At 65.6% G+C, this 22968-nt stretch carries 21 protein-coding genes; 3 read left to right on the plus strand and 18 right to left on the minus strand.

Going from position 1 to position 22968, the window contains the following annotated elements; all coding sequences use genetic code 11:
* Positions 1 to 90: 90 nt before the first annotated feature.
* The 6 genes from DFP85_RS14880 to DFP85_RS14905 all read right to left on the minus strand — a co-directional run bounded on the left by DFP85_RS14880 (position 91) and on the right by DFP85_RS14905 (position 6674).
* Positions 91 to 1269, minus strand: coding sequence for an alpha/beta fold hydrolase (locus tag DFP85_RS14880; protein ID WP_133637225.1), 1179 nt, complete (start codon positions 1267 to 1269; stop codon positions 91 to 93).
* 102 nt (positions 1270 to 1371) lie between these two features.
* Entirely contained in the window at positions 1372 to 2202 is an 831-nt protein-coding gene (locus DFP85_RS14885) for a 3-oxoadipate:acetyl-CoA acetyltransferase (protein ID WP_133637226.1), read from the minus strand.
* A gap of 72 nt (positions 2203 to 2274) precedes the next feature.
* A complete protein-coding gene (gene pcaF, locus DFP85_RS14890) occupies positions 2275 to 3477 on the minus strand; it encodes a 3-oxoadipyl-CoA thiolase (RefSeq protein WP_133637227.1) in 1203 nt (400 codons plus the stop codon).
* Between the two features lie 12 nt (positions 3478 to 3489).
* Positions 3490 to 4263: a CoA-transferase subunit beta gene (locus DFP85_RS14895; RefSeq protein ID WP_133637228.1), complete on the minus strand. Its 774-nt coding sequence runs from the start codon at positions 4261 to 4263 to the stop codon at positions 3490 to 3492.
* Positions 4263 to 5108 (minus strand): CoA transferase subunit A, encoded by an 846-nt coding sequence (locus DFP85_RS14900; RefSeq protein ID WP_133637229.1) that lies wholly within the window; start codon positions 5106 to 5108, stop codon positions 4263 to 4265. Before DFP85_RS14900 ends, DFP85_RS14895 begins: the two co-directional genes overlap by 1 nt.
* A 177-nt stretch (positions 5109 to 5285) precedes the next feature.
* Positions 5286 to 6674, minus strand: coding sequence for a class-II fumarase/aspartase family protein (locus tag DFP85_RS14905; RefSeq protein ID WP_341776980.1), 1389 nt, complete (start codon positions 6672 to 6674; stop codon positions 5286 to 5288).
* 101 nt (positions 6675 to 6775) lie between these two features.
* Here DFP85_RS14905 and DFP85_RS14910 point away from each other — a divergent pair, with 101 nt between their 5' ends.
* Positions 6776 to 7567, plus strand: a complete 792-nt coding sequence (locus DFP85_RS14910; protein ID WP_208108518.1) for an IclR family transcriptional regulator domain-containing protein — start codon at positions 6776 to 6778, stop codon at positions 7565 to 7567.
* A 27-nt stretch (positions 7568 to 7594) separates the two neighbouring features.
* On the plus strand, positions 7595 to 8545 hold the full coding sequence (locus tag DFP85_RS14915) for an AEC family transporter (RefSeq protein WP_133637230.1): 951 nt from the start codon (positions 7595 to 7597) through the stop codon (positions 8543 to 8545).
* A 10-nt stretch (positions 8546 to 8555) separates the two neighbouring features.
* On the opposite strand, the gene aroQ is transcribed toward DFP85_RS14915, so the two are convergent.
* The gene (gene aroQ / locus DFP85_RS14920; protein WP_133637231.1) at positions 8556 to 9011 is read right to left on the minus strand and encodes a type II 3-dehydroquinate dehydratase; all 456 of its coding nucleotides are present in this window, start codon (positions 9009 to 9011) and stop codon (positions 8556 to 8558) included.
* A gap of 367 nt (positions 9012 to 9378) precedes the next feature.
* Here aroQ and DFP85_RS14925 point away from each other — a divergent pair, with 367 nt between their 5' ends.
* Positions 9379 to 10182 carry an SDR family NAD(P)-dependent oxidoreductase gene (locus DFP85_RS14925; RefSeq protein WP_133637232.1) on the plus strand — a complete coding sequence of 268 codons (804 nt, stop codon included), beginning with the start codon at positions 9379 to 9381 and terminating at the stop codon, positions 10180 to 10182.
* Between the two features lie 25 nt (positions 10183 to 10207).
* Here the strand turns inward: DFP85_RS14925 and DFP85_RS14930 are convergent, their stop codons facing one another.
* The 11 genes from DFP85_RS14930 to DFP85_RS14980 all read right to left on the minus strand — a co-directional run bounded on the left by DFP85_RS14930 (position 10208) and on the right by DFP85_RS14980 (position 22560).
* Positions 10208 to 11980, minus strand: a complete 1773-nt coding sequence (locus DFP85_RS14930; protein ID WP_133637233.1) for an ABC transporter substrate-binding protein — start codon at positions 11978 to 11980, stop codon at positions 10208 to 10210.
* 80 nt (positions 11981 to 12060) lie between these two features.
* Entirely contained in the window at positions 12061 to 12798 is a 738-nt protein-coding gene (locus DFP85_RS14935; protein ID WP_133637234.1) for a sulfite exporter TauE/SafE family protein, read from the minus strand.
* A gap of 122 nt (positions 12799 to 12920) precedes the next feature.
* Positions 12921 to 13511 (minus strand): malonic semialdehyde reductase, encoded by a 591-nt coding sequence (locus DFP85_RS14940; RefSeq protein ID WP_133637235.1) that lies wholly within the window; start codon positions 13509 to 13511, stop codon positions 12921 to 12923.
* 55 nt (positions 13512 to 13566) lie between these two features.
* Complete coding sequence (locus tag DFP85_RS14945; protein WP_133637236.1) at positions 13567 to 14430, minus strand: intradiol ring-cleavage dioxygenase; 864 nt, start codon at positions 14428 to 14430, stop codon at positions 13567 to 13569.
* A gap of 4 nt (positions 14431 to 14434) precedes the next feature.
* Positions 14435 to 15337, minus strand: coding sequence for an NAD(P)-dependent oxidoreductase (locus DFP85_RS14950; protein WP_133637237.1), 903 nt, complete (start codon positions 15335 to 15337; stop codon positions 14435 to 14437).
* On the minus strand, positions 15334 to 16698 hold the full coding sequence (locus DFP85_RS14955; RefSeq protein WP_133637238.1) for an amidohydrolase family protein: 1365 nt from the start codon (positions 16696 to 16698) through the stop codon (positions 15334 to 15336). Before DFP85_RS14955 ends, DFP85_RS14950 begins: the two co-directional genes overlap by 4 nt.
* The gene (locus tag DFP85_RS14960) at positions 16695 to 17774 is read right to left on the minus strand and encodes a maleylacetate reductase (protein WP_133637239.1); all 1080 of its coding nucleotides are present in this window, start codon (positions 17772 to 17774) and stop codon (positions 16695 to 16697) included. The genes DFP85_RS14955 and DFP85_RS14960 overlap by 4 nt, the downstream gene beginning before the upstream one ends.
* 53 nt (positions 17775 to 17827) lie before the next feature.
* Positions 17828 to 19402 (minus strand): sugar ABC transporter ATP-binding protein, encoded by a 1575-nt coding sequence (locus DFP85_RS14965; RefSeq protein ID WP_243737312.1) that lies wholly within the window; start codon positions 19400 to 19402, stop codon positions 17828 to 17830.
* The gene (locus DFP85_RS14970) at positions 19399 to 20358 is read right to left on the minus strand and encodes an ABC transporter permease (RefSeq protein WP_133637240.1); all 960 of its coding nucleotides are present in this window, start codon (positions 20356 to 20358) and stop codon (positions 19399 to 19401) included. Before DFP85_RS14970 ends, DFP85_RS14965 begins: the two co-directional genes overlap by 4 nt.
* Positions 20359 to 20372: 14 nt before the next feature.
* Positions 20373 to 21383, minus strand: coding sequence for an ABC transporter permease (locus DFP85_RS14975; RefSeq protein WP_243737313.1), 1011 nt, complete (start codon positions 21381 to 21383; stop codon positions 20373 to 20375).
* 238 nt (positions 21384 to 21621) lie between these two features.
* Entirely contained in the window at positions 21622 to 22560 is a 939-nt protein-coding gene (locus DFP85_RS14980) for a sugar ABC transporter substrate-binding protein (RefSeq protein WP_133637241.1), read from the minus strand.
* Positions 22561 to 22968 lie beyond the last annotated feature (408 nt).

Here is a 22968-nt window from a genome sequence, read left to right on the forward strand (position 1 = left end):
GCCAAAAAGACGAAGCCGGCCCTTCGGCCGGCTTCGTATCTTGCCATAGTGGCGTGGGCTTCAGCGCCCTCGCCAACGTCCGCGGCAGGATCAGGCCTCGCCGGATCCCCAGCCCAACTCCTTGGCCAAAGAGAAGGCATGGTTGGCCGCCGGCACGCCGCCATAGATGGCCACATGCATCAGGACCTGGCGCAGCTCCGCCTCGGAGAGCCCGATGCGCCTGGCGGTCTTGAGGTGCAGGGTCAGCTCCTCGCGCCCCAGGGCGGCGAGGATGCCGGTGGTGATCATGCTGCGCTCGCGACGGGTCAGGTCGTCATTGCTCCACAGCTCGCCCCAGGCCAGGCGGGTGATCATCTGCTGGAAGGGCGCATCCAGGCTGGTGGCCTTCGCGGTGGAACGCGCCACGTGCTCCTCGCCCAGCACCTGCTGGCGGGTCTCGAGGCCGGTGGCGTAGGCCACGCCCTGGTTGGCCACGTCGCCCAGGTCCACCGCCATCACCGCCAGCAGCTTCTCGGCGAACAGGCCCGGCACCTCCACGGAGGGCACATGGCCGACGCCCTCGAGGATCTCCAGGGGGGCACCGTCGAGTTCGGCGGCCAGGGCCTCGAGGGTCGCCGGCGGGGTCGCCAGGTCCTCGCTGCCACCCAGCAGCTGCACCTTCACGTTCTTCCCGCCGAGCCTGCCGATAAAGGAGTGGCTGCCCAGCATCTCGCAGAGCTTGGCGTAGGCCTCGTCGTCGCCGCGGCCCATCTGGGTGCACCAGCCCGCCTTCAGGGCCGGCTCGGCCTCGAAGCAGGCCGGGGCGAACCAGCGCGGCACGATCTCCTCGGACATCGCCGCCAGGCCCTCCTGGCGCACGCGGCCGGCGCGGGTGTTCCACAGCTCGGCGTTGCCGATCACCGCCCCGGTGTTGGTCAGGGTGGCAGAGAGCAGACGCTCACCGTGCTCGCTGACCAGTTGCTGGCCCACTACCCCGCCGATGGAGGTACCGGCGAAGTGGAAGCGGCCGACGCCGGCGTGGTCGGCCAGTGCCAGGGCCTCGGCGGCCAGGTCGGCCGGGGTGATCGCCCCTTCGCCCCAGGCCTGGCTCGCGCCGTGGCCGGGCAGGTCCCAGGTCAGTACGCGGTAGCGCGGCAGCAGCGCCGGCAGCACGTCGTCCCACACCGCCTGGCTCATGCCCAGCGGATGGGCCAGCATCACCAGGGGATTGGCCTCGGCGCCGAGCAGGCGATAGGCCACGCTGCGGCCGTTGATGTTCAGAAATGCCATGGAAGTCTCTCCTGACTCCGTACGTCAAAATTCAATGTTGCCCCCTCGACGGCGGTCCATATCGCCCATCAGTGGCCCCGACATGGACCCGATGGCGAGTCGTCAGCCAGCCTCGAGCCCCAGGATCTGGCGGGCCTGTTGCCAGGTAGCCACCGGGCGCTCGTACTTCTCGCAAAGCGCTGCCACCCGCTCGACCAGGGCGGCATTCGAGGGGGCCAGGCTATCCTTGTCCCAGCGGACGTTGTCCTCGAGGCCGGTGCGCGTATGGCCTCCGGCGGCGATCGACCACTCATTGAGCTTGAGCTGGTTGGCGCCGACACCAGCCCCGCACCACTGGGAACCCGGCGCCAGGCGTTCGAGGGTCTCGATGTAGAAGTCGAAGGTCGGCTTGTCGGCCGGCATGGCGTTCTTCACGCCCATCACGAACTGGACGTACAGCGGCGCCTTGATCTTGCCCTGCTTCATCAGGTTCACCGCCTGATGGATATGCGACAGGTCGAAGGCCTCGATCTCGGGCTTGATGTCGTGGGCCAGCATCTCGGAGGCGAGCCAGTCCACCAGGTCGGGGGAATTCTCGTAGACGCGCGTGGGGAAGTTGTTGGACCCCACCGACAGGCTGGCCATGTCGGGCTTCAGCGGTAGCATGCCGCCGCGCTCACGGTCGGCACCGGAGCGGCCGCCGGTGGAGAGCTGGACGATCATGCCCGGACAGTGCTTGCGCAGTCCCTCGAGCAGACGGGCGAACTTCTCGGGATCCGAGGTCGGGGTCTGGTCCTCGTTGCGGACATGGCAGTGCGCAATGGTCGCCCCGGCCTCGAAGGCCGCCTGGGTGCTCTCGATCTGCTCCTCGATGGTGATCGGAACCGCCGGGTTGTTCTCTTTGCGTGGCAGGCTGCCGGTGATGGCAACACAGATAATGCAGGGATTTGACATGGGAACCTCGCGTTATGCCCAGGGGCTGTTGTGGAGGGTATGAAGGAATCTCAAGGTCGGTGCCGCAGGCGCCTAGGCCCGCTCGATCAGGGTGGCGATGCCCTGCCCCACGCCCACGCACATGGTGCACAGGGCGTAGCGCTTGCCGCTCTTGTGCAGCTCATGGGCGGCGGTCAGCAGCAGGCGGGCGCCGGACATGCCCAGCGGATGGCCCAGGGCGATGGCGCCGCCGTTGGGGTTGACCCGCGGGTCGTCATCCTCGAGGCCGAGGTCGCGCATGCAGGCCAGCGCCTGGGCGGCGAAGGCCTCGTTGAGCTCGATGACGTCGATCTCGTCGAGCGACACGCCGGTACGCGCGAGCAGCTTGTTCACCGCCGGCACCGGGCCGTAGCCCATGATGCGCGGCTCGACCCCGGCGGTGGCCATGCCGAGGATCTTCGCCATGGGTGTCAGGCCATGCTGCTCCACCGCGGCGGCGCTTGCCACCAGCATGGCGGCGGCGCCGTCGTTGACCCCCGAGGCATTGCCGGCGGTGACGCTGCCGCCCTCGCGGAAGGGGGTGGGCAGGCCGGCGAGCTTCTCGAGGGTGGTCTCGCGCAGGTGCTCGTCCCGGTCGAAGAGCAGCGGCGCTTGCTTGCGGCGCGGGATCTCAATGGCGGTGATCTCCTCGGCAAAGCGGCCGGCCTGCTGGGCGGCGGCGGCCTTCTGCTGGGAGCGCAGGGCGAAGGCGTCCTGGTCCTCGCGGGAGATCGAGAACTGCTCGGCCACGTTCTCGGCGGTCTCGGGCATGGAGTCCACGCCATAGGCCTCCTTCATCAGCGGGTTGATGAAGCGCCAGCCGATGGTGGTGTCCTCGATCTTCTGGCCACGGGAGAAGGCGCTGTCGGCCTTGCCCATCACGTAGGGCGCACGGGACATGGACTCCACGCCGCCGGCCAGGGCCAGTTCCATCTCGCCGGCCTTGATGGCACGGAAGGCGGTGCCCACCGCATCCATCCCGGAGCCGCACAGGCGGTTCAGCGTGGTGCCGGGCACGGAGGTCGGCAGGCCGGCGAGCAGCAGCGACATGCGCGCCACGCTGCGGTTGTCCTCGCCGGCCTGGTTGGCGCAGCCCATGAAGACATCGTCGATGGCCGCCGGGTCGAGCCCCGGGGCATCATTCAGCACCGCCTTGAAGATGCTGGCGGCGAGATCGTCGGGCCTGACGCTTGCCAGGGTGCCACCGAAGCGGCCCACGGCGCTGCGCCGCGGATGACAGAAGAATACGTCGCTCATGGGGGTCTCCTGTTACTCGCCGGCGTGCTGGCGTTCGGTGCGTTCTTTAAGCTCGCGCAGGATCTCGAGCTCATGCGCGGAGGGCTCGGGGGTGCTCGCGAGCTCGCCGGCGAAGCGGATCTCCCAGCCGGTGGCATCACACACGTCTTCGCGGCTCACGCCCGGATGCAGGGAGACGACCGTGAGCTCCTTGGTCTCGGGGTCGGGCTTCATCACGCAGAGGTCGGTGATGACGCGCGTGGGCCCCTTGCCGATGTTCGGCACGCCGTCGCGGCCCTTGCCGTCGCGGCCGAAGCCCAGGGTGGTGACGAAGTCCACGTCCTTCACGAAGGCGCGCTTGGAGTGTTTCAGGGTGATGAAGACCTCGCCCGCGTTGGTGGCGATCTCCGGTGCCCCGCCACCGCCCGGCAGGCGCACCTTGGGATCATGGTAGTCGCCGATCAGGGTGGTGTTGAGGTTGGCGTAGCGGTCTATCTGGGCGGTGCCCAGGAAGCCCACGCTGATCTTGCCGCCCTGCAGCCAGTAGCGGAACATCTCCGGCACCGCGACGGTGGTCAGGGCCGATTCGGCGAGTTCGCCGTCGCCGATGGAGAGCGGCAGCACCTCCGGCCTGGTCTGCAGGGTGCCGGACTCGTAGATCAGCACCACGTCGGGGGCATGGGTCAGGCGCGCCAGGTTGGCGGCCTCGGAGGGCAGGCCGATGCCGACGAAGCAGGTCATGCCGTTTTCGAGGGCGCGGGCGGCGGTGACGGTCATCATCTCCGAAGACGTGTACTCGATGCTCATCAGGCCTCTCCTCCTGCCGGCTTGTCATCTTGGTGGAAGACGTTCTCGTCGAGCCACCGGGTGAAGGCGTCGCGATCCCGGGCGATGGCATCCCACTCCTTGTAGAAGCGGTTGTTACGCGGGTAGTAGCCATGGGCATAGGAGGGCAAGGCGCCCTTCTCGGCCACGGCGATGGCATCGATGGCCCAGCCCGGGATGATGCAGGCGTTGGGGTGGTAGTCCGGCTCGGCGATCAGGTCCTCGACGATCTCCTCGACGGTGACGATGCTCTTGGCAGCCGCCAGCACGGCCTCCTTCTGCACGCCGACGATGCCCTCCACCAGCACATTGCCCTTACGGTCCGCCTTCTGGGCGTGGACGATGGAGACATCGGGTCGCACCGCCGGCACCGCGGCCAGGCGCTCGCCGGTGAAGGGGCACTCGATGAACTTGATCTGGTCGTTGACGTTGGGCAGTTCGCTGCCCACGTAGCCGCGCAGCACGGCCAGCGGCAGGCCGGCGGCCCCGGCCTCGAAGGCACAGGCCATTGCGGCGTGACTGTGCTCGAGGATCTCGATCTGGCGGGGCCAGCCCTTCTCCACGGCGTCGCGCAGGCGGTGCAGGGAGCCCACGCCGGGGTTGCCGCCCCAGGAGAAGATGACCTTCTTCGCACAGCCCGCGCCGATCAGCTGATCGTAGATCAGGTCGGGGGTCATGCGGATCAGCGTCAGGTCGCGCTTCTTCTGGCGGATCACCTCGTGACCCGCGGCGAAGGGAATCAGGTGGGTAAAGCCTTCCATGGCCACGGTGGCGCCGTCCTCGACGTAGCGCGCGACCGCGTCATGCAGGCTCAGGAACTCGGCCATGGGATCTCCTCCTGGCGGTGTCTCTCTCGGCAAGTTCGAATAACGAACATTGATTTGTGATGCGAACAAATTACCCCCGTCGCGATCAGCCGTCAAATCCCGCCGTGCGCGCACGAAAAAGGGGAGGCCCGGCCTCCCCTTGCGATCACTCCGCGCAACTGTCGAACTTTCAGTCGATTACTTGCCCTCCAGCCAGGCGATGGCACGCTGCACCTGGGCACGACTACTACCAAGGTATAAGGCGGGGTCACTGGCCCGCTCGAGATCGGCACGCTCGACGCGCCCCGCCAGCTCCTCGTGCCCCGCCAGCAGCTGTTCGTGCAGTACCTGGGCATAGGGGCGCCCCGTCAGGCGCGCCGTCTCGGCGGCCTCGGCGCTGATCCGCCTGGCGGCATCCTGGCCCACGAGCGGGGCCAGCAGGCGCGAGACCGGCTCGGCCATGATGCCGCCGCCCGTCGCCGCCAGGTTGCGCCGCATCGCCTCGGGGTGGACCTCCAGGCCCTTGAGCAGCACCGCGGCCTGTTCCAGCGCGCCTTCCAGCAGCAGGGCACTGTCGAGCAGCGGCGCCCACTCGGCGTGCCACTCCCCCAGCCCCCGCTCCAGGGGCTGGGCCGCGGCGTTGAGGATCACCGTGGCATGGCCGTGCACCTGGCGGGCGGCGCCGCGGATCAGCGCGCAGCGCACTGGATTGCGCTTGTGCGGCATCGAGGAGGACTCCCCCATGCCGGGAGCCGCCGGTTCGGCCACCTCGCCGAGCTCCGTCTGGGTCAGCAGCGACACGTCCAGGGCCAGCTTCTCGGCGGCACCGGCAGCGGCATCCAGCCCCGTGGCCAGGGCATGGATCGGTTGGCGATCGGTGTGCCAGGGCAGCACGGCGGTCGCGAGGCCCAGCCGCTCGGCCAGGGCGTCCATGAAGGCGAGACCCTGGTTGTCCCGGCCCGGCCCTTCCAGACCAGAGTGCACCGCCACGGCGCCGCCGAACTGCACCGGCAGTTCAAGCCCGGCCAGGCGGCGACGGGCCTGCTCCAGGCCGATGGCCCAGTGGGCCACCTTGACGCCGAAGGTGATCGGCAGCGCCTGCTGCATCAGGGTGCGGCCCACCATCACGGTCTGGTCATGGGCCTGCATCAGGCTGAGGGCCGCGGTGCGACAGCGCACCAGCAGGGCATCGAGGGACGCCAGCCGAGGCGCCAGCAGCAGCATCAGGGCCGTATCGACCACGTCCTGGCTGGTGGCGCCCTGGTGCCAGTAGCGCTTGAGCGCCTCCGGCAAGGCCGCGCGCCCCTGCTTGACGAAGGGGATGGCAGCATTGCCGCCGCTGGCGATGCCGGCGGCGATCGCCTCGAGGTCGAAGTCATGCGCCTCGAGGGTCCTGCGCATGGCCTGGCTGGCGCCCTCGGGGACCGCCCCGCGGGCTTCCTGGACCTCGGCCAGGGCCAGCTCGAAGGCCAGCATGGCGTCGACCATGGCCCGGGCATTGCACTCGGCCAGCGCCTGCTGGCTCATGAAGGGGTGCTGGATGAAGGCGGCAGGCATGGCGGTCTCTCCGGTGGTGGCGTGGGGCATCGACCCGGGCTCCCCCTATGGTCGCACACATGTTCGCATTTCGAACAAATATGCTAGATTAGACCAAGGTTCTCCGGCAACACGACCAAGGATAACGACGGATGGAAACGTCTCTGCAGGATGAGGCCCTGAGCCCCGACGATCGTGACTTCGTGACCGCACTGGCCAGTGGCCTCGAGGTCATCCTGGCCTTCGACGAGGCCCACCCGCGCATGACGCTCAGCGAGGTGGCGTCGCGCACCGGCATGAACCGTGCCCGGGCGCGACGCTTCCTGCTGACCCTGCATGCCCTGGGCTATGTCCGCAAGCAGCAGCGCCACTTCGAGCTGGCCCCCAAGGTGTTGAACCTCGGCTATGCGTTCCTCTCCGCCAACAACTACCGCAGCGTGATCCAGCAGATCCTCGAGGACATCACCAACGAGTGTGGCGAGTCCTCGTCGCTGGGCGTGCTGGACGGCGATGACGTCACCTATGTGGCGCGCTCCTCGTCGCGCCACCGGCTGATGGCCATCACCCTGTCGGTGGGTACGCGCCTGCCGGCGGCCCACACCTCCATGGGGCGGGTGCTGCTGGCCCAGCTGCCGGACGCCGAGCTCGACGCCTTCCTGGCGCGGGTGGTCCTCGAGCCGCATACCGACAAGACCATCACCGACAAGGCCGAGCTCAGGCGCTGCATCCTCGAGGTGCGCCAGCAGGGCTACGCCATCGCCGACCAGGAACTCGACTCCGGGTTACGCTCGGTGGCCGTGCCGGCCTTCGATGCCAACGGCCGGCTGCTCGGCGCGATCAACATCAGCACCAATGCCGCCCGGGTCGACTTCGACACCCTGATGCGCCAGTACCTGCCGCTGCTGCAGGAGAAGGCGCGAGAGATCCGCGCCAGCGTCAGCTGATCCATCTGCCACCCCAAGGACGGCGAAGTGCTAGAGATACTGGCGATCACGCTGCCGATCTTCCTGCTGATCGGCGCCGGCTTCACCGCGGCTCGCACCGGCCTGCTGAGTCGCGACAACATGCAGGGCGTGGGCACCTTCGTCATGTTCCTGGCCCTGCCCTCGCTGATCATCCGCGCCCTGACCGAGCACCCGCTGGCGGAGGTCTTCAACCCGAGCTACCTGCTGGCCTACGGCCTGGGGTCGCTGGCGACCTTCCTGCTGGGGCTGGCGCTCTCCATGGGGCTGCGCGGCAAGCGACTCGATGCCGGCGCCATCCACGCCCTGGGCATGTCGGCCTCCAACAGCGGCTTCATCGGCTACCCGGTCGCGCTGATGGCGATCGGCCCGCCGGCGGCCATCTTCATGGCACTGAACATGGTGGTGGAGACGCTGTTCATCATCCCCACGGCGCTGATACTGGCCGAGGCCAGCCGCCAGAACGGCAACGACGTCGGCCAGGTGGCGCGCCAGACCCTCGCCCGCCTGACACGCAACCCGGTACTGATCGGGCTGTTGGTCGGCATGCTCCTTGCCCTGACCGGGCTGAGGCTTCCAGGCCCAATGGCCCGGGCCGTGAGCATGCTGGCCGACGCGGCAGGCCCCGCGGCCCTGTTCACCATCGGCGGCATGCTGCATGGCCTCAAGGTGCGTGGCATGGCCATGGATGTCGGACAGGTGGTACTGGGCAAGCTGCTGCTGCACCCGCTGGTCGTGCTGGGCGCCTTCCTGCTGCTGCCCGACCCGGACCCGATGCTGATCGCCGGCGCCATGCTGTTCGCCTGCGCACCGATGATCAGCGTCTACCCGCTGTTCGGCAAGCAGTACGGCCAGGGCGACACCAGTGCCGCGGGGCTGATGGTCAGCACCCTCGCCTCCTTCGTGACCATCAGCCTGGTGATCTGGCTGCTGACGCAGTTCGGCCTGCTGCCGATCTGAGCGCCAGCCGTCAGGAGCCTGCCCCCTCGCCGGCGGCCATCACCGCCTCCAGCGCGCTGACATAGCCGCGGCTCCCCAGGCCCGCGATCACCGCGTCGGCCCGCAGCGAGACATAGGAGTGGTGGCGGAAGCTCTCGCGCTTGTGCACGTTGGAGAGGTGCACCTCGATCACCCTGCCGTCGAAGGCGTTGAGCGCATCCAGGATCGCGACGGAGGTGTGGGTATAGGCCGCCGGGTTGATGATGATCGCCGCGGTGCCATCCAGGCGAGCCGCCTGGATGAGGTCGATCAGCTCGCCCTCGTGATTGCTCTGCCGACAGGTGATCTCCCAGCCCCCCATCGCCGCCTGCTCATAGAGGGCGTTGTTGATGTCCTCCAGGGTCTCATGGCCATAGATCTCCGGCTGCCGGGTGCCCAGCAGGTTGAGGTTGGGGCCATGGAGTACCAGTACCTTGCGCTGACTCATCCGGCAGTCTCCCTTGATTGTTTGTCCTTGGGGTTGAAGAGATCAGCCAGCGATGTCCCTGGCAGCCCGGCAATTGTCAGTGCCACCCCTCAGGGTTGCAAGGCAGAGGCCATCCTCTCGGCGAACTGACGGCAAAAGACGCCGCCCCTCGGAAACATCCAATCTGGTCAGATTGGCCCTGGGGGCAACTGTCATTGCCAGGCTGGCCTGCAGACAATACGGATCAACAAGGAAGCACGACGCATCGTTGACGCGAACGCACACGTGACAGGATTCCTTGTCGACCCAGGCTCCATGCGCCCAGACAACAGGCCATCAGGTCGGCGGTGGCATGGAGAGACCCACAACAAGACCCCGAGGTGACACCATGGACAAGACCCGTCTTGAAGGAAAGAACTGCCTGATTACCGGTGCCGCGCGTGGCATGGGTGCCGCCGTTGCCGAACACTATGCCGCACAGGGCGCCAATGTGTGCGTGGCCGACCTCAACCTCGAAGGCTGTGAGGAGGTCGTGGCACGCATCAAGGAAAAGGGTGGCAATGCCATCGCCGTGAAGCTCAACGTGACCGAGCGTGACCAGATGAAGGCGGCCGTCAAGGCCACCGTCGATGCCTTCGGCAGCCTCAACGTCATGGTCAACAACGCCGGCATCAACAAGCCACTGATGTTCATGGACATCACGGAAGAGAACTGGCACCAGATCATGGACGTCAATGCGCTGGGTTGCCTGATCGGGATGCAGGAAGCCGCCAGGCAGATGATCGACCAGGGCAAGGAGAACGGTCCCTACAAGATCATCAATGTCGGCTCCATCCTGTCCCGCCAGGCCTTCGATGACGTGGTGCCCTACTCCTGCAGCAAGCATGCCGTGCTGGCCATGATCAACGGTGGTGCCAAGGCGCTGGTCGACCACAACATCACCGTCAACGGCTATGGCCCCGGCGTCGTGCGTACCGAGCTGTGGGAGCAGCTCGACAAGGACCTGGTCAGCATCGGCAAGTTCGACAAGCAGGGCCAGTCCATGGACGAGCTCGCCGAGAAGATGATCCTGATGAAGCGCTACTCCTACCCGGAAGATGTGGTCGGTACAGCCTCCTTCCTGGCCAGCCCCGAGTCGGACTACATGACCGGCCAGCTGCTGATGATCGACGGCGGCATGATCATGCAGTGACGCCACCGGCAACCCGGCGGGTGGCTCAGTAATACCCCCTGTCGCGCATCACCCGATCGGCCCTGTCCTGCGCCATGGACAGGGCCTTCTTGATGGAGCGTCGTCCGTCCAGCACCTCGAAGATCTCGTGACCGGCGATACTGATCACGTCCGTGATGCCCGGCACCGGGGGGCGCGGCCAGGCCTGCAGGATATCCTTCCTCGCCATGTCATCCACGATCTTGATCAACGGCGACAGCGCCGAGACCTCCGGGTCCTGGCTGACGCTGAAGCGCGGGGTCACCAGGCTGCCGTTCAGGATATAGAGCTTGGACATGTTGGCCGAGGTGAGGTGACGAAGTGCCGTCCAGACATTCTCGATCCGCTCCTCCGAGAGGTTGGCCGGAATGGCCAGGGCATAGCCTCCGATCGGGGTGATCGGACGGCCATGGTTACCGACGGGGTGCGACAGGTAGCCGGTCTTTCCCCAGGCCGGAGACGTCTGATCGAACTCGATGAGCGGGGCCAGCAGCGTATAGCAGTAGGCCATGCAGGCTTCGCCGCTCGCATAGGACTGGGCTCGCTCATACCACGCCATGTGGAGGATGTTGGGCGGCGAATACTTGAGGATATCCAGCATGTACTCGCAGGCGCGGTAGGCCGCATCCGACTGGAACATCGGTCGCAGCGCCTCCCCGGTTGCTTCCTGGAAATCATAGCCACCCTCGCAGCGGCGAAGGTTGATGATCGGCTGGCCGAACTTGGCCATCAGGAAGCTGAAGGTATGGCCCAGGGGCGTGCCTCGCGCGGCGTTCCAGGCGATGCCATAGCGCCCCCTGCCGGGGTCGTGCAAGCGCCTGGCCGCCTTGACCAGTTCCTCGGTCGTCGTGGGAGGCGCGAGCTGCGCCTCCTCGAGGATGTCCTTGCGATAGCAGAGTAGCTCCGGCGTGGTCTGCAGGGGAATGCCGTATTGCTGTCCGGCGTAGCGCGAGCTCTGAATGGCGACCGGGTGAAAGTCCGAGAGGTCGTAGGCATCGCGGCGAATGAAGCGGTCGAGGGGCAGCAGGATTCCCTTGGAGGCCAGTTCGCCGAACCAGGGGAGGTCGCAGGCGACGAGGTCGTAGCGAGACTTGGGGCGACCGGCATTGGCCAGGATCGCCTCGAGCAGGTCGTCGATCGAGCGGGCAGAGTTGTGGATCTCGAGGCCGAAGATGGACTCCAGCTGCTGCTTGAGGTTGTGCATCGCCGTGAAGGTGGGGTCGGCGTGGATGAGCCCCCGCAGCCCGCCCTTCAGTTCGAGCCGTGCCGACAGCACCGCCGGCGGCGAGATCACGCGATCCGTCGCGGCCTCGTCGAGGAAGATGCGCCGGCCGGTGTCCGACGCCGGATCCACGCCGAACAGGGGCCCCAGCAGGCCCTTGATCCGGTTCGCATAGGCCTCCCACTCATCGATCATCATGGGCGAGGGGTGCAGCGAGACGGTCTTGCCCGACTTCGTCCTGGGGCGTGACAGGATCAGCCCGCGCTGGATGATGCTCTCGATTCCGCGCTTGGCGGTGCCGTAGGAGAGCCCGGAGGCATCCGCCAGCGAGGTGGGCGTCGTCAGTCGGCCGGCGAGGTGGTTGCGCATGAGATGGAGCATCATGCGCATCTCCCGGTAGCCGTGGCTCAGGGAGAGCGAGTGTTCGGTCTCCTCCTCGAACTTCTCGATGAAGTCGATGAAGCGCGAGAGCTCCGTGTTGGAGAGCTTCGGCCTCGGCGTCTGGGACAGCCTGTCGTAGGGCCCCTCAGGATGGCTCTCGTCGGGGAGGTCGCTCATGGTCGCCTCGGGGCAAGAAGGAGGGAGAGCCACAAGATAGCGCCGCCTCGCGCCTGGCGGCAAACGCGACGCCAACGCGGCTACCCCCAGCCGTCAACGATCAGCCGAATGCCCAGCAGGATCAGCAGGCCCAGGATGATCCGGAAGAAGAGCTCACCGCTCAGCCGTTTCTGTATGACCAGCCCCAGGCGCACGCCCAGCCAGGCCACCGGGATCAGCAGCAGCGCGATGGTGAGGTTCTCGACATTCAGCAGGCCGAGCATGCCGTAGGGCACCAGCTTGACCAGGTTGGTAGCGGCCAGGAAGACCACGGCGGTTCCCAGGAACTGCTCCTTGGAGAGCCGGCACTGCAGCAGGTAGAAGTTGAGCGGCGGGCCCCCGGCATGGGCGATGAAGCTGGTGAAGCCGGCGATGCCGCCGCTCACCCCACCGACCCAGACCGGCATGACGCGGCCGCGGAAGGGCTTGAGCAGTCCCCACAGGCCGAACAGGATCGAGAACACCCCCAGCAGCACCTTGAGCAGGGCCTCATCGAAGAGGCCATAGGTCAGGTAGCCGACCGCCACGCCCAGCACCGCCGGGGGAAACATCCGCCACAGAACGGCCCCCACTCGGTGGCGCCACCAGGCCCGCAGGCTGAAGACATCCATGACGATCAGCAGCGGCAGCATGACGGCCACGGCAAAGGCCGGGCTGGCCTTCAGCGAGATCAGCGGCACCGCCACGACCCCCACGCCCCCGGCGAAGCCCGATTTCGATATGCCGGTAATCAGCACGGCGATGATGATCAATACAATGAACTGCCAGTCATACGCCATATGACGCCTCGTGATTTCCGGAAGAGAATAAAAAAGGGCCGTGCTAACACGGCCCAAATCGGAGGAACCTGCAGTGTCCCGTGCCTGCCTCGGCGTACCAAAGCGGCAGCCTCTCGGCCCTGTCAGAGGAACTGGCAGACCTCGTCGAACTCGAACCGATCCTGGCGCGGGAAGAGCGCCGAGGCATCGCCGTAGCCCAGATTGCAGAGGAAGTTGCTCTTCACCCGACCATCGGGGAAGAACTCCTCATCCACGGCCGCATTGTTGAAGCCGGACATCGGCCCGGCATTCAACCCCAGGGCGCGGGCGGCCAGGATGAAGTAGCCCCCCTGGATGGAGCTGTTGCGGAAGGCCGTGGCGTTGATGAAGTCCGTCTTGCCCTCGAACAGCGACTTGGCATCCTTGTTGTGGGAGAACATGCGCGGCAGGTGCTGGTAGAACTCGGTGTCATAGCCCAGCACGGCCACCACCGGCGCCTTCATGGTCTTCTCCTGGTTGCCGGGAAGCAGCGCCGGCTTGAGCCTCTCCTTGGCTTCCTGGCTCTTCAGGAAGAGCACGCGAAGGGGCTGGCAGTTCATGGAGGTGGGGCCGAAATGCATCAGGCGATACAGCTCGCGCAGCTTCTCCTCGCTGACCTCCTGATCCGTCCACACATTATGGGTACGTGCCTCGGTGAATAGGGTCTCGACCGCGTGGTTATCGATGACAGTCATGTCGCTTTCCTCTTGCTGGATGGTGGTTTCTGGGTGGTTTCGTCTTGCGATGCGACTAGCGGCTCGCCTTCAGGCCGAAGTCGTATGTCAGATGGCGGAAGGGGACTTCCATCGACCGTCCATCCGGTGCTCTTCCCGGCGGCAGCAGTTCATACGCCCTGACCAGGGAATCCTTGACGCCGAAGACGGCATCCGAATCAAGGTAGGGATCGTCCTCGGCGAAGACCTGGGTCACCAGGGTCTCGTAGCCCTCGGCCATCAGCATGAAGTGCACATGCGCCGGCCGGTAGGGATGACGACCGGTGATCTCCAGCATCTGGCCGACCGGGCCGTCGGTGGGGATCGGATAGGGTGAGGGGGTCACCGTCCAGAAGGCATAGCGTCCCTGGTCGTCGGTGGTGAACCTGGCCCGCAGCGAGGCACTCTCGAGCTCCTTCTGGACGTCGTAGAACCCTTCGCTGTCCGATTGCCAGACATCGACCACGACATTGGCCAGCGGCTCGCCGCGCCCGTCATGCACCCGCCCCTCCACGAAGAAGGGCTCTCCCTCGACGTTCCAGTCGATCGACTCGCCCTGGGCAGCCTGGGGCGGGTCGGCCACGTAGAAGGGACCCAGCACCGTGCTTTCCGACACCATGGGGTCGGACGTCTGGTGGTTGATGGCATCGACCAGCATCGTCACGCCCAGGGTATCGGAGAGCAGGATGAACTCCTGGCGCTTGTCGTCGCACATCTGGCCGGTGCGGGTCAGGAAGTCGATGGCCTGGGTCCACTCCTGCTCGGTGGGCTCCACCTCACGGATGAAGGCGTGCAGGTGGGTGACCAGGCTGTTCAGTATGCTCTTCAGGCGCTCGTCACTGCAGCCGGCGAACTGCTCGATCACGGCATCCGTGATGTTCTCGGCATTCAGGTTTCGCATGGGGTCATTTCCTCTCGATGGCCGGCAGCCCGGAGAGGCGCTCGGTATGGTGGATCGTGGCGATGTAGTCATCCTCACCATGCCCCGTGCCGATCAGCGAGCTGTAGGCCTCGCGCATCTGGGCGGCCAGGGGTACGGCGACACCGTCCCCATGGGCACAGCCGAGGATCAGGTCCAGGTCCTTGGCCATCTGGGCAGCCGAGAAGGTGGAGGTGAAGTCGCGGTCCTTCAGCGGCTGGGTCTTGTACTTGACCATCGGCGAGCCCACGGCGCTGTCGGCCATCAGGTCCAGCATCGCCTCCCAGCCGATGTTGCCCTTGCGGGCCATCGCCAGGGCCTCGCCCATCATCCCGGCGCTCACCGCGATCATCAGGTTGATCGCCAGCTTGGCGTAGCGCGCCTGCTCCTCGTCACCGAGCCAGTACTGGGCCTTGGTGAAGGTGGCCATCACCGGCACGGCCTCATCCAGTGCCTCGCGCGGCCCGGAGACCATGGCCGACAGGGTGCCGGACTCGGCGGCGACCGGGTTGCCCGACACCGGACTGCGCAGGTAGGCGATGCCCCGCTCCTCGGCGGCGGCGGCCACCCTGGCGGAGGCCTCGATGCTGACGGTGCTGGTCTCGACCAGCACGCTGCCCGGGGCCAGCTTCGCCAGCAACTGGCCGCTCTCCAGCGTCAGGCCGAGCAGCGCCCGGTCATCGGGAATCGAGACGAAGACCAGGCGGCAGCCCTCGACGGCAGAGGCCAGGTCATCGTGTGCCGTGATGCCGACCTGTTCGGCCAGCGCCATCCGCTCGGCGCTGAGGTCGAATCCCTGGACGGGATAGCCGGCCGCGGCGATCCGCGTTGCCATGGGCAAGCCCAGCTTGCCAAGGCCAACCCAGGCTACCTTGGTGGTGGTTGTCATTGTGACGCCCCCTCTTGTTGGCGTGACTGAAGCTCGGCGTAGATGCGGTGACCGGAGGCTGCCAGGTGGCTGATCCCCTCCTCGACGTCCGCCAGCAGCTTGCCGTGTCGCTTGTGGAACTCTCCCGCCACCATGACGCTGTCGACATTGGCGAGACTCGCCTGCATGACCACGGTCGAGACCGGATCGCTGACCGGCTGCATGTTCAGCCGACCGCTGTCCAGCAGCACGATGTCGGCCTGCTTGCCCGGCGTCAGGCTGCCGATGCGGTCCTCGAGCCCGAGGGCGCGGGCACCGTCGAGGGTGATCCACTGAAGCGCCTCACGGGTGCGGATGGTCGAGGTGTCGGGAATGCTGCCCTGCTCGCGCCGCGAGGCATCGTTGTCCAGCGAACGCTGCATGCCCAGCGCCATCCGGGCCACCGTGAACATGTCCCCGGAGATCACCGATTCGAGATCCACCCCCAGGGAGACGACGCCGCCGTGCCGGCGAACGTGGCCGGTGATCGGGAAGCCATGCCCCTGGGTCATCTCGTTCTCGGGGGCGATGGAGAAGGTCACGCCCTTCTCGCAGAACCGCGCCAGTTGCCCGTCGGTGAGACTCTGCCCGTGCACGATATTGATGTCCGGCCCCAGCAGCCCCTTCTCCTCGATCACGTCCCAGCCACCGGGGGTGACCGCCTTGCCGCCGCCCTGGTGCATGGAGGCCACCAGGCCGAACTCCTTGGCCAGTTCGAAATCGTGCAGGGTGACATCGAGGGTGGAGTAGTGCGGCCCGAGGATGGCCAGGCCCAGGGTCACGCGCCCCTCGCGATCGCCCAACGGGCCGGCGAGCAGCCGCTCGACCTCGCTGCGCGGATGGGGAATCTCGCTGAAGTGCGGCTGGCCCGGCTTGGGGTCCGGCTTGGGCGAGCCATGGAAGAACAGCGCCCGGATACCGGACGCCTCGAGCCCGCGAATCGCCGCATCGGTATGCTCGGGCGTGGGGTTGTTGTGGCACCAGTCACCCAGGGTGGTGGTTCCGCAGTTGAGCTGGTTGAGCGCCCCCATGCGCGTGGCGATATGGATGTCATCAGGGCTGAACAGGGTCGCCAGGCCGCGATGCACGTGGCCGAAGTACTCGAGCAGCGTCCAGTTGGCGGCGACGCCGCGCAGGGCCGTCTGCCAGGTATGCATATGGGCATTGACCAGCCCGGGGATCAGGATGCCACCCTGGCAGTCGACCACCTCGGCGCCCTCGGCGGGAAGGTCCTGGCCCACGGCCAGGATACGATCGTTCTCCACCAGCACCTGGCCATCGGCCAGATCGCCGATCTCGGGGTCCATGGTCACCACGGTGGCGTTGGTCAGCAGGGTCTTCATGCGTCGGTCACCTCCCTTGGGGTCGGTCGGCGGCCGGCAAAGGCATCGCTCAGGAGGCGATGGATGCCGTCGGCCTCGATCTCGCGGGGATTCCAGTAGGGATTGCTCGTGGCGATCTGGGTCGCCCGGTCGATATCGCTCTCCTGCAGGCCGATGTCGGCCAGGGCCAGGGGCGCCCCCACGGCGCGCGCCAGGTCATGGAGTCCGCCGGCCGCATCGTCGCTGCCCAGCGCCCGGGCGATGCGGGACATCGCCTCCGGGGCGGCCCCGGCGTTGTAGGCGACGGCGTGGGGCAACACGATGGTATGGGTCTCGGCATGGGGCAGGTCGAAGGAGCCGCCCAGGGTGTGGCAGAGCTTGTGATGCAGCGACATCCCGACGGAGCCCAGGCAGGCACCGCACAGCCAGGCGCCATAGAGGGCATCCGAACGTGCGGTCTGGTTGGCCGGTTCCTGGGCGATCAATGGCAGGCTGCGCGCCAGGGCCGCAATGCCCTCCTCCGCCATCAGCGAGACCACCGGGTTGCGGTCCTTGGCGTAGAGCGCCTCCACCGCATGGGCGATGGCATTGATGCCGCTGGTACCGGACATGCCAACCGGCAGACCCAGCGTCAGGTCGACGTCGTAGATCACCACCTCGGGCAGAACCTCGAGGGTGCGCTGGGTCGTCTTGAGGCCGTCCCGGGTTTCCCCGAGGATCGGCGTCATCTCGGAGCCGGCATAGGTCGTGGGGATCGCCACCTGGGGCAGGCCTGTCCGCAGGGCGATGGCCTTGCCGAGCCCGATGGTGGAGCCGCCCCCGATGGCCACGGTGCAGTCCGCCTCGAGTTCCTCCAGGTGGCGCATCGCCTCGTCGGTGACCTCGACCGGGGTATGCATCCTGGCCTCGGCGAAGAGGCCGCCCCCGAGCTCGCCCAGCTGGGCGAGCACCTCGCGGGCCTGGCCGGCCTGCTCGGGCGTTGCCAGGACGAGTGCCCGGTGGCAGCCCAGCTCACGGACCTCGTCGGCGAGCCGGGACAGGGTTCCCTGGCCGAAGATGACGCGTGACGGCAGGCCGTTGTAGATGAAGGGCATCATGGTGGTGTCCTCGTGATTGCGTGGGAAGGTCGGGCGCGGGGCGCGTGGGCCCATCAGGCCGAGGCCGCCGGGGCTGGCCCGCGGGCGTCCGTGACGTTCTGTCCGGTGATGGCCTGGACCAGCTTGTCCTCGGAGACCGCATCGCCGTCGAATTCTGCCGTCACCCGGCCGTCGTACATCGCGATGATGCGGTTGCTGACACCCAGCACCTCGGGCATTTCCGACGAGATCACCAGCACCGCATAGCCCGACCGGGCCAGTTCCTTGATCAGCGCATGGATCTCGGCCTTGGAGCCCACGTCGATGCCGCGGGTCGGCTCATCCAGGATCAGCAGCTTGGGATGGGTATGCAGCCACTTGCCGATGACGATCTTCTGCTGGTTGCCGCCACTCAGGTTGCCGACCTTCTGGCGCCAGCTGGGCGTCTTGATCTTCATCGCCTGCTGGTACTTGTCGTAGACGACCTTCTCTTCCCCGGTCTTCATGAAGCCCATGGAGGAGACACTGCCAAGCGCCGAGAGGGTCATGTTGTCGCGACAGTTCATGCCGAGGATCAGGCCCTGATCCTTGCGATCCTCGGGGACCAGGGCGATGCCCTTGACGACCGCATCGTGGCTGGAGCGGATCGTCTCGGCCTTGCCTTCGAGCAGGATCTCGCCGGCCGATGGCTGGCGCAGACCGAAGATCGTCTCGGCGACCTCGGAGCGGCCCGCACCGACCAGGCCGTACATGCCGACGATCTCACCCTTGCGGACGTTGAAGCTGATGTCCTCGAACACTCCCTTCACGGTGAGGTGACGCAGTTCCAGCATCTTCTCGCCGAACTCGCTGGGCTTGCTGGCATGATCGAGTTCGAGGGTCCTGCCGATCATCAGCTTGGTGACCTCATCCTCGCTGGTCTCGGCCGTGTTCAGGGTCCCGTTGTACTCGCCGTCACGCAGCACCGAGATGCGCTGGGAGAGGTGGAAGATCTCGTCCATGCGGTGCGAGATGTAGACGATGCCGACCCCCTGCTCCTGGAGGTTGCGGATGATGTCGTAGAGCACCGGCTTCTCGTGGTCGGTCAGTGATGCCGTCGGCTCGTCGAAGACCACGATCCGCGGCGTGAAGACCAGGGCCCGGGCGATCTCCACCATCTGCTTCTTGGCGATGGAGAGGTTGCTGACCATGTCGCGGGAGCTGAAGGTGCACTTGAGGCGCTTGAGTATCTCGGTGCTGTCGGCATGCAGCTTCTTCCAGTCGACGCGATTACCCCGTTTCAGCGGCAGGCTGCCCAGGAAGATGTTCTCCGCCACCGACATCTCGGGGACCAGCGACTGCTCCTGGTGAATCAGCACGATGCCACTCTTCTTGGCCTGCTTGGGGTTCTCGAAGGACTTCTCCTCGCCAGCGAGGATGATCTTCCCCCCGTTGGGCTGGTGCTTGCCGGCCAGCACCTTCATCAGGGTGGACTTGCCGGCGCCGTTCTCGCCCAGCAGGGCATGGACCTCGCCCGCCCTGACATCGAAGCTGACCTTGTTCAGGGCCACCACACCGGGAAACTTCTTGGTGATGTCGATCAACGACAGCACGGGGCTCGAGGAACTCGCACCGTGAGCGGCGTTCCGGTTCATGGCTGCAGTGCTCATATGCTGACTCCCTTGCTGGCATGGACGTTGAGCCGCTGGTCGATGATCAGCACCGAGATCAGGATGGCGCCGAGAATGACCAGCACGTAGAAGGCCGGCACCTGCATCAGGTTCATGCCGTTGCGCAGGATGCCGATGGCCAGCACGCCACCCAGAGTGCCGGTGATACTGCCGTATCCGCCCGTCAGCTTGGTGCCGCCGAGCACCACGGCGGTGATGGTCCAGAGCTCGTAGTCACGGCCCAGGTTCGGCGTGGCGGCCCCCATCTGTGTCGCCAGAAGCACACCGGCCAAAGCAGCGAAGAACCCGACGATGATGAAGTTGATCATCATGTGACGACCGATGCGGATACCCGCATCCAGGGCCGCCTCGGGGTTGCCACCCACGGCAAAGGTGTTGCGACCATGGCCGGTCTTCTTCAGCACCAGGTGCATCACCAGGGTGCAGACGAGGAAGATGATGGCGAGCACGGGAAATGGCCCGATCGAGGCGGCCCCGAAGTCGGAGAAGGCGAAGTTGGTGGCGTAGAAGGACTGCTCTTCGGTGTAGACGAAGATGAGGCCACGGACACCGATCATGGCCCCCAGCGTCACGATGAAGGCGTTGACGCCGGTCTTCCAGACGATCAGGCCATTGATGGCACCCAGTACCAGGCCCGATGCCAGAGCGGCGATGACCGCGATGGTGATGCCATAGTCCTGAAGGCCGACCGACAATGATGCCGCCAGGCCCAGGACGGCCCCCACCGAGAGATCGATGTTGCCGTTGATCATCACGTAGGTCATGCCCAGGGCGATCAGCCCGATGGTCGAGGTCTGGACCAGGATATTGCTCAGGTTTCCGACGGAGAGGAAGTACTCCGACATGAAGCTGAAGAAGACGGTAATGGCGATGACAAACACCCAGATCGGCTGGATGAAGCCACTGCCCTTGAGAAAATCCTTCATGTTAATCATGTTGATCACCAGGTTCAGGAGTGAGTCGTGAACAGACGCTTGCGCTTGTTGGCAAGGTCCAGCCACACCGCCAGGATGATGATCACCCAGGTGACGAGCCATTGGGTGTAATAGGGATACCCCAGCAGCAGCAGGCCATTCTGGATGAAGCCCAGGATCAATACCCCGATGATCGTCTTCCAGACACTCCCTGCCCCGCCCAGCAGGCTGGTTCCCCCGAGAATGATCCCGGCCAGCACCAGCAGTTCGTAGCCCTGCCCGACGTTGTTCTGTGACCCCATGACCCGCGAACCCAGCACCAGAGCGGCACAGGCCACGCAGAAGGCCGAGATCAGATAGGTACTGAATACGCACCAGTTCTTGCGGATACCGGAATAGACGGCAGCAGCCGGGTTACCGCCGACGGCGAAGATGCGACGACCATAGCTGGTATAGGACATGACGACCTGCACGATGATCGCCAGCAAGGCAAAGAGGATGACCGGGACCGCAATACCCAGCACATAGCCTCGTCCGAAGAAGGCGAACCAGGTGTCGCTCTGGTTGGCGATATCGACGTTCTTCCCGCCACTGTAGATCAGCACCAGTCCCTGGATCGCCGACAGCATCGCCAGGGTGACGATCAGCGAATTCAGCCTCATGAAGCCGATAAGGAAGCCATTGACGGCCCCGATCAGAAGCGTGAGGACGAACATCAGGATGATGGCACCGGCCGGCCCGATCTTGTCATGCAGGTCGACGACCAGCACCGTCGAGAAGGAGAGCATCGACCCGACGGAGAGATCCAGGTTACCGCCGATGATGACCACCGTGACACCCACGGCAATGATGCCGATGATCGAGGCCTGGCGGACCACCGTCATGATGTTTGACTGGGAAAGGAACTGTTCGGAGAACAGCGAGAAAGCAAACATGCAGATAAGGAAGAAGACCAGGATGCCCTGAGCGGAAAGAAAGTTCAGGAGACCTGCCTTATACTTCTTATTCAGCATGATGGCTTGTTTACCTTGTTCTACAGAAGCCATGATACTCACCTTTGTTGGCGCTACAGACTGAAGGCCAGGATGTTTCCGTTGCAGTCGACGCCCCGTTGGCATACCCGGGGGCATGCCACCGAAGCGAGTGATTTTCTGACCATTCGTCAAGGCCAACGGAGTGTGGTTTTCGGTATTCCGCGAGGGCCTTCATCGACCGTTGCGGAGCCATTGGCCAGGGATACGCGGGATGGCACGAGTTCCTTTCGTGCCCCTAGGCTTGCGATATTCAGAACACGGGCTTGTCGAACTCGGCCAGGTTGTCGGCGGTGATCTTAGGTGTCTCGAAGAAGTTCATCTTCGGCACCTCTTCACCCGCCAGGACATCGAGGGCCGTCTGGAGCGCCGCTTCTGCGTCATCGACCGGGGACTGGTAGATGGAGCCGTAGTACTCGCCACGCTCGATGGCCTCGTAACCCACGGCGAAATTGGTGGCACCGATGAACACGATCTCATCGGCACGGCCGGCACTCTTGGCGGCATTCAGGGCACCGACACCCATGTTGTCATCGCCGGCATAGACGCCGTCGATGTCGTCATACTTGGTGAGGAAGTTCTCCATGACCCGCTGGGCCTTCTCACGGTTCCAGTCGGCGGGCTGGGTCTCCACGAGTTCGACCCCGGGGCATGCCTCGGCCAGCTTGTCCTCGAAGCCCTTCGAGCGCTCCATGGCGGTGGTATACCCCGGCTGGCCGGCGATCTGTACGATCTGACCCTCACCGTCGAGGGCCTCGCACATCATCTCGGCTGAAGAGGCCCCCTGCTGGACATTGTCGGGACCCGAGAAGGCCGCAATGTAGTCAAGCCCCGCCTCGGCGATCTTGGAATTGGTCACCACGACAGGAATGCCAGCCTTGTGGGCCTGGCGGATGGCCGGGATGACCGCCTGGCCGTTGGTCGGCCAGATGATGATGGCATCGACACGCTGCTGGATGAGGTTGCGCACCTGGCCGATCTGGCGGGCCACATCACCGCCGGCATCGAGCACGACGACGTCGACATTGCCATGCTTGTCGGCGGCTGCCTCGAAGGCGCTCTCGTAGGTGGTCTGGTAGCTGTCGACACCGACATTGTTCTGGGTGATGCCGATGCGGTAGGACTCCTCGGCCTGGGCAAGGCCCGCGGAGAGAATCATGACACTGGTCGCTAGCGCTGTTTTGTAGATCATGTTGTCACCTGCTTTGTTTTAGTTTGCTCTCGCCGACTCGCCGGAGGGGCTTGTCAGGGTCAGGGGGAGCTTAGGGCCGCGGCTTGATTCACCGCAACGCGACCATCCTGGCGAAATGACCAATCTGGATACTTTTTCGGCTCGCTCCGCCTCAGGAAGGGGCAATGGCAGGGAGAAGGCGGCACGGCGGCCCGTTAACCCGCTGTAAAGGCAAGGGGAAGCAGCAAGGCAACGGTTACTGAGGAATTTCGTGATCGCGGCACCGCGATGGTGCGGACTCAAGGCGCCCCGCCTGAAGATCACAGGCGAGGCGCCGGGTTTTCACTTCTCGAGGGGCGGGGAGAAGGTGAGTGGGGTATCAGGCCACCGGCGTCAGCCAGCTGGCATCGATGGCCTGCTTGCCGCGCA

The sequence above is a fragment of the Halomonas ventosae genome (assembly GCF_004363555.1).
GTDB lineage: Bacteria > Pseudomonadota > Gammaproteobacteria > Pseudomonadales > Halomonadaceae > Halomonas > Halomonas ventosae.